Here is a 6,119-nt window from a genome sequence, read left to right on the forward strand (position 1 = left end):
TCAGATCGTCAGGGCCGGGAGCGGCGTGAAGTGGTCGCTCGGCGCCTCCAGGTACAGCCCTTCCTGCTTGGCCGGGTCGGCGAGGCTCGCCGAGGTGGTCCGGATGCTGCCGATCAGCGCGTTCATGATCTCGCGGACCTGGCTGACCGGGTCGGCGTCCTTGGCCATGAAGGCGAATCGGGTGGCGATCTTCCGGAGCTCCTCCTGGTGCGCGTCGGCGAGACCGAAGGCGACCACCTCGGGCGCGAACTTCCATCCCGGGTCCCGCAGGCTCTTGAGCGCGTCGGTCCAGTCTTCGGCGGCCTGGTGCGCCCCGTCACTCATGAAGAACACCACTGGCCGGTAGACCGGCGTGCCCTTGGGCAGGGAGCGCATACCGGCCTCGATCGCCTGCCGGGCGCCACGGAAACCAGCTGCGAAATTGGTGCCGCCCTCGACCAGCAGCTCGGGCAGCGGAGCTTCGGCGATGTCGCAGAGGGGGAGGGCGACCCGGCTCTCGTCCGAGAACGTCACCACGGCGATGCGGGCGATCTCGCCGACCGTCGGGTTGGACCGCATCTCGTGCTGGATCTCCGGCAGGGCCTTGTTCACCGCCTCGATCGGACCGCCCGACATCGAGGCGCTGACGTCGACCAGCAGGAAGACCGGGAAGATGGTGAAGAGTTCACTCGATGACATGTTGGTTCTCCCTTTCTGTGGGTGTGATGTTCAGGCGGCCAGGCCGACCAGCCACGACAGGAGAGCGAAGCCGCTCAGACCGAGGCCGAGACAGCTGCTGATGATGGCGGCGGTGCGGCCGGGGTAACCGGAGTAGGTCCGGATGGACTGGGCCAGAACGAGAGCACAGACGATCCCGCCGACCGGCCACAGGCAGAACGACAGCAGGGCCAGCGGCAGGTACCAGGCGACCCCGCCGCCCATCGCCCAACGCGCCATCGCCCCTGGGGCCTTGCCGGACCCCGGCGCGAAGTGCGGCTGGAACACGTACTGAGGCGGCGGGTACTGCGGAAGAGGCGGCTGCGGTACGGGCGGCCGCTGATACACCGGCGCCGGTCGATGTGGCGGGGGCGGAGGCGGAGGCCGATGGTGCGGTTGCGGTCGGGGTGGCGGGTACTGCTGATGCGGCGGCGGCTGATGCCGCGTCCCGGACGGCGGCCACTGAGGGCCGGGCGGCGGTAGCGGCGTGAAGGTCACCGGCGTGACGACCGGCTGGGGTTTCGGCGCGTTCAGCGCCTTGTCGAAGCGGGCCAACGCCGTCTCGTCGTACTTGCCGGCGGCTACGTAGACCTCGATCAGGGTCTTGACCCACTCGGCCGGCTCCGGCCGCTTGCTCGCGTCCAGCGGATCGGTCAGCCCGCGTCGCATCAGCGCAGCCACACGCGGGTCGAGGTCCGACGGGATCTGGCCCGGCGCGGACCAGGTGCCGTCCTTCTGCTTGCCGAGCGCGCCACCCTTGATCAGCAGCAGCCCGCGGTAGAACGCCAGCGCCAGGCAGTACCAGTCGCTGTAGTGGTCGTGCGCCGGCACGACCTTGTCGACCACCCGCGGGTCGGTCCAGTAGACGGCCTGCACCCCCACCTTCGGCGGCGGGTCCTGCGGCATCATGCCGTCGCAGTCGATCAGGTACGCCTCCGGCGTCGGGTCCACCGTCCAGGCGACGTTCTTGGCGTTGATGTCGCCGTGCACCAGCCCTTTGCTGTGCACGAACGCGAGGATCTCAGCCATTCGGAGCAGGACGATCAACCGTTTGGTGGCGGGCGGTGGTTGCGACCGGATCATGACCAGGAAGTCGAGCGTGTTGACGGTGCCGAGCGTCGGGTGGAAGTAGCGCTGTGGAATGGCCGGCAGCACGCATCCGATGATCTGGCGGTTGGGCAGGCGGACGATGTCGACCGGCCAGTTGACAGACGACTCCGGCCGAGCCCCGATCTCCAGCCCTTGCTGGATCAACACGTCCCGGCCGATCTCGACGAGCTGCTCCAGGTGCACGGCCGACGGGGCCTTGTCCGGGGAGTGGTACTCCTTGTAGACCCACCGTGGGTCGGTGAGACGGTAGATGGCCCCGACACCGCCCTTGCTGATCGGGCCGCCGACCACCGTGTACGTCCCGTGATCACCGTGGGCGATCCGCCGGGCGGGAGGGGTGGTCATGAACTGCCCAGTCCGGAGAGGCTGTCGATGGTGCCGTCGACCCGTCCCGAGTTGCCGCAGCGTGGGCAGTTGAAGACTTCCCAGCTGTGGTCGTGGCAGCCGAGCTCACGGCACCGCCCGCAGCGGACGAAATTGTCCGCCCCGCAGTACACGCAGCCCGGATAAGCCGCGCCGAGGCTGAACGACCCGTTGATCGAGCCGTTGCCGTGCTGCGGCGGCACGACACTGCCGGGCCGTTGCTTCGAACCGGCTGTCGCCACGTAGCACTCGCCGTCCCACCGGAACCGGATCACCGCGGGCAGGCGCGTCGAGCTGCACACCATGCTGACGAAGAGAGCATCGTCCGTCATCGGCCTGAGTCCTTCCCTGTACGCATCCATCGGTCTCTGACGGACAGGGCTTCCCGGCCGTCGGATGTCCGTCGGCGGCGGGGATCGGAACTCTCAGCTTTCCCACAGCTAGCCGTAGCACGGGCGATTGCGGCCACGTCTACCCTGGAGTAGCACGTCTACGTGCGATCGACCCCCTGAGGGAGGCCTGAGAAGTGAAGACCTCGAACCCGGTGCTCGCCCGGCTCGGCCAGGCGGCAGAGCGTGAGCGGGCGGCCGGGTACGCCCAGCCCGGGCCGTACGGTCAGCCCGGATACCCCCAGCAGTACCCGCAGCAGCAGTACCCCCAGCAGCCCTACGCCCAGCCCTACCCGGGCGGCTACGGCCAGCCGGTGGCCCCGCCCACCGTGACCCCGATGACCCTCGACGACGTGGTCGTCAAGACGGTCCTCATGCTCGCCATCCTCGGCGCTTCGGCCGCGGCGGCCTGGGTGCTCGTGCCGGACTCCCTGGTCGGCGTCGCGTGGATCGGCGCCGCGGTCGTCGGCCTGGTGCTCGGTCTGATCATCTCGTTCTCGCGGATGGCCAACCCGGCGCTCGTCGTGGCGTACTCGATCATCGAGGGCGTCTTCGTCGGCATGGTCAGCAAGGCGTTCGAGTCGCTCTACGACGGCATCGTGCTCCAGGCGGTCGTGGCCACGTTCGGCGTCTTCTTCCTGATGGCGATGATCTACAAGGCGCGGATCATCCGGGCCACGCCGAAGTTCGCCCGGATCATGGTGGCGATCATGGCCGGCCTGTTCGGCGTGATGCTGGTCAACCTGGTGCTGTCGCTGTTCGGCGTGAACACGCACCTGCGTGACGGCAGCCCGCTCGCGATCGGCTTCAGCCTGGTCTGCATCGTGGTGGCGTCGCTGAGCTTCGTGCTCAACTTCGCCGACATCGAGGAGGGGGTCCGGATGGGCCTCCCGCAGCGCTACTCCTGGACGGCCGCCTTCGGCATCGTGGTCGGCCTGGTCTGGCTCTACATCGAGATCCTGCGCCTGCTCAGCTACTTCCAGGGCGACGACTGACATCACGCCCTCCCCGACGACGCCCGCCTGCCGCATCCGCGGCGGCGGGCGTCGCCGTTTCCCCGTCCCTGCCGCGCCACCCGGGGCAGAGTGGGATTCGGGTACGTGGGCGGGAGGTGGTCACGGTGCGCAGTGCCAACCCGGTGCTGGACCGGCTGGACGACGTCGGCCGCGCCGAGCGGCAGGTGCTCGGGGTCGGTACCGCCGACACGATGACGGTGGCCGACGTGGTCAGCCGAACCGTGGGGTTGCTGCTGGTCACCGGCGTCACGGCGGCGGTGTCCTGGGTGGTGGTGCCGCAGGCCGCGTGGATCTCCGCCGCGCTCGCCGGAAGCGCGCTGGCCAGCCTGGCCCTGGTGCTCGTCATCTCGCTGAAGCAGATCACCAGCCCGCCGGTCATCATCGGGTACGCGGTGCTTCAAGGGCTGCTGCTCGGGGTGGCCAGCCGCGCCTTCGAACTGGTCTATCCGGGCATCGTGGCGCAGGCGGTGGTGGGGACGTTCGGCGTCTTCCTCGGCATGGCAGTGCTCTACCGGGCCCGGCTGGTACGCGCCACTCCGCGCCTGGCCCGGCTGGTCATCGGCACGCTCGTCGGGATCGTGGCGATCGGCCTGGTCAACCTGTTCGCGTACCTGTTCACCGGGCGGCAGGGGGTGGTCGTCTACAGCCTCAGCGACCGGGTGGGCTGGCTGCCGTACCTGTTCTCGGTGGTGGCGATCATCGCGGGCGCGCTCAGCTTCATCCTCGACTTCGACCTGGTCGAGCGGTCGGCCGCGAACCGGCTGCCCCGCCGCTACGCCTGGTACTGCGCCTTCGGTCTGCTGGTCGGGTTGATCTTCCTGTACTGGCAGATCCTCCGCCTGCTCAGCTACGTGCGCCGCTGACAGTTCCGGCTGGCCACGCCGCGGCCCGGGGCAGCCGTAGACTCGGCGGCGATGAGCGCAGCGGAACTGGACCGGGCCGTGACCCTGCTGGTCCGACAGGTGGGGCACTGGCAGCAGCCGCGCTGGTCGGCCAAGGCCGACGGCGGCAACGTCTCCCGCGCCGACCTCATGCACAAGCTGGTCCAGGAGATCGCCAACCTGGCCGCCGACGCGGCCGGTGAGCCGCGCCGCGAGGTGCCCCGCCTCCCCAGCGACCTGGCCCTGCCCGACCAGCTCCGCGTGGTCGCCGCCGACCTGACCCTCGCCGACCCGCCCGACCCGGTGCTCACCCAGGCCGCCGCCCAGGTGACCCGAACCCGCACCGCCCTCTGACAGTGATGATGTGGGAGCGGGTCACCCGGCCGGTCTGACTCACCCTCTGACTGACCTTGGGTGTCTTCTAGGGGATTCGTCGGCTTGTCCGGGTGACCCGTTCCTGCACTCACCTGCTGGGCGTTCGTGACCTGATAGGAGCCTGTGCAAGAGGTCCCGTCACTGTCCTGTCCGTCCGTCCCGGCGGTGCGTGCCGACCCTGTTCGGTGCAAGCGAAAGGGACGACGGTTTCAGCATGGCAGCCAAGAAGCGTCAGGTCACAGGCGGCGTCGACACTCACGGCAAAACTCATCACGCCGCCGCCATCGATGGTGCCGGCCGGGTACTGGGCGACCAGGAATTTCCCGCTTCGGCGTCGGGCTACCGGCAACTCCTGGCCTGGCTACGCCGGTTCGGTCAGGTGATCAAGGTCGGGGTGGAGGGCACCGGCACCTACGGCGCGGGCTTGGCCCGCCATCTCACCGCGCAGAGCGTCATGGTGGTCGAGGTCGACCGCCCGGACCGGCGCGCCCGCCGCGCCAAGGGCAAGTCCGATCCTCTCGACGCGCTTGCCGCGGCCAGGGCGGCCCTGTCCGGACAGGCCAGCGGCACCCCGAAGACCCGCACTGGCCCGGTCGAGGCCATCCGCGCTCTGCGGGTGGCCCGCCGCGGCGCGATGAAGGCCCGCACCGCCGCGCTCAACCAGCTCCACGGTCTGCTCGCCTCCGCGCCGGAGTCTCTGCGCCACGACCTCAGCCACCCGCAAGCACCACTGGTCGACCGGTGCGCCGCGTTGCCGGTCGACGAGACCCGACTCACCGATCCCGTCGAGGCCACCAAAGCCGCCCTGGCCGCCATCGCCGCCCGGATCCAGGCCCTGACCGCCGAGATCACCCACGCCGACCGGCGACTACGACCCGCCGTCGCCCGCACCGCCCCACACCTGAACGCCGTCCACGGCGTCGGCACCGACGTCGCTGGTCAACTCCTGACCACCGCCGGCGACAACCCCGACCGGCTGCGCTCCGAAGCCGCCCTGGCCCACCTCTGCGGCGCCGCACCCATCCCCGCCAGCTCCGGACGCACCGACCGACACCGCCTCAACCGAGGCGGCGACAGAGCCGCCAACTCAGCCCTGCACACCATCGCCCTGGTCCGCATGCGCCACGACCCCCGCACCCGCGCCTACGTCGACAAACGCACCAAACAAGGACTCAACAAGAAAGAAATCATGCGCTGCCTCAAGCGCTACATCGTCCGCGAGATCCACACCGCCCTCCTCGCCGACTTCACCACCCTCAACACCGCTTGACTTCTATAGGAGCATCCCC

7 protein-coding genes are annotated in these 6,119 nt (G+C 69.6%); 4 read left to right on the top strand and 3 right to left on the bottom strand.

The window, feature by feature from the left end; genetic code table 11:
• Genes GA0070562_RS05440 through GA0070562_RS05450 form a run of 3 tightly spaced genes read right to left on the bottom strand, consistent with a single transcriptional unit; the run spans window position 1 to window position 2,501 of the window.
• On the bottom strand, window positions 1-678 hold the full coding sequence (locus GA0070562_RS05440) for a vWA domain-containing protein (protein WP_091415876.1): 678 nt from the start codon (window positions 676-678) through the stop codon (window positions 1-3).
• A gap of 30 nt (window positions 679-708) precedes the next feature.
• A complete protein-coding gene (locus GA0070562_RS05445) occupies window positions 709-2,151 on the bottom strand; it encodes a phosphotransferase (protein ID WP_091415880.1) in 1,443 nt (480 codons plus the stop codon).
• Window positions 2,148-2,501, bottom strand: a complete 354-nt coding sequence (locus GA0070562_RS05450) for a hypothetical protein (RefSeq protein ID WP_139135430.1) — start codon at window positions 2,499-2,501, stop codon at window positions 2,148-2,150. Before GA0070562_RS05450 ends, GA0070562_RS05445 begins: the two co-directional genes overlap by 4 nt.
• 194 nt (window positions 2,502-2,695) lie before the next feature.
• Between GA0070562_RS05450 and GA0070562_RS05455 the strand changes: the two genes are divergently transcribed.
• From GA0070562_RS05455 to GA0070562_RS05470, 4 genes are all read left to right on the top strand, one after another.
• Window positions 2,696-3,553, top strand: coding sequence for a Bax inhibitor-1/YccA family protein (locus GA0070562_RS05455; RefSeq protein ID WP_091415887.1), 858 nt, complete (start codon window positions 2,696-2,698; stop codon window positions 3,551-3,553).
• A 125-nt stretch (window positions 3,554-3,678) separates the two neighbouring features.
• Window positions 3,679-4,437, top strand: coding sequence for a Bax inhibitor-1/YccA family protein (locus tag GA0070562_RS05460; protein WP_091416254.1), 759 nt, complete (start codon window positions 3,679-3,681; stop codon window positions 4,435-4,437).
• A gap of 51 nt (window positions 4,438-4,488) precedes the next feature.
• A complete protein-coding gene (locus tag GA0070562_RS05465; protein WP_091415890.1) occupies window positions 4,489-4,809 on the top strand; it encodes a hypothetical protein in 321 nt (106 codons plus the stop codon).
• 235 nt (window positions 4,810-5,044) lie between these two features.
• Window positions 5,045-6,100: an IS110 family RNA-guided transposase gene (locus GA0070562_RS05470; RefSeq protein ID WP_091415896.1), complete on the top strand. Its 1,056-nt coding sequence runs from the start codon at window positions 5,045-5,047 to the stop codon at window positions 6,098-6,100.
• The last annotated feature ends 19 nt before the right edge of the window (window positions 6,101-6,119 follow it).

Source organism: Micromonospora tulbaghiae (assembly GCF_900091605.1).
Taxonomy (GTDB): Bacteria; Actinomycetota; Actinomycetes; order Mycobacteriales; family Micromonosporaceae; genus Micromonospora; species Micromonospora tulbaghiae.

Coding starts and splice junctions, on each gene's coding strand:
- GA0070562_RS05440 (WP_091415876.1), bottom strand. CDS start 678: ATGTCATCGAGTGAACTCTTCACCATCTTCCCGGTCTTCCTGCTGGTC.
- GA0070562_RS05445 (WP_091415880.1), bottom strand. CDS start 2,151: ATGACCACCCCTCCCGCCCGGCGGATCGCCCACGGTGATCACGGGACG.
- GA0070562_RS05450 (WP_139135430.1), bottom strand. CDS start 2,501: ATGACGGACGATGCTCTCTTCGTCAGCATGGTGTGCAGCTCGACGCGC.
- GA0070562_RS05465 (WP_091415890.1), top strand. CDS start 4,489: ATGAGCGCAGCGGAACTGGACCGGGCCGTGACCCTGCTGGTCCGACAG.
- GA0070562_RS05470 (WP_091415896.1), top strand. CDS start 5,045: ATGGCAGCCAAGAAGCGTCAGGTCACAGGCGGCGTCGACACTCACGGC.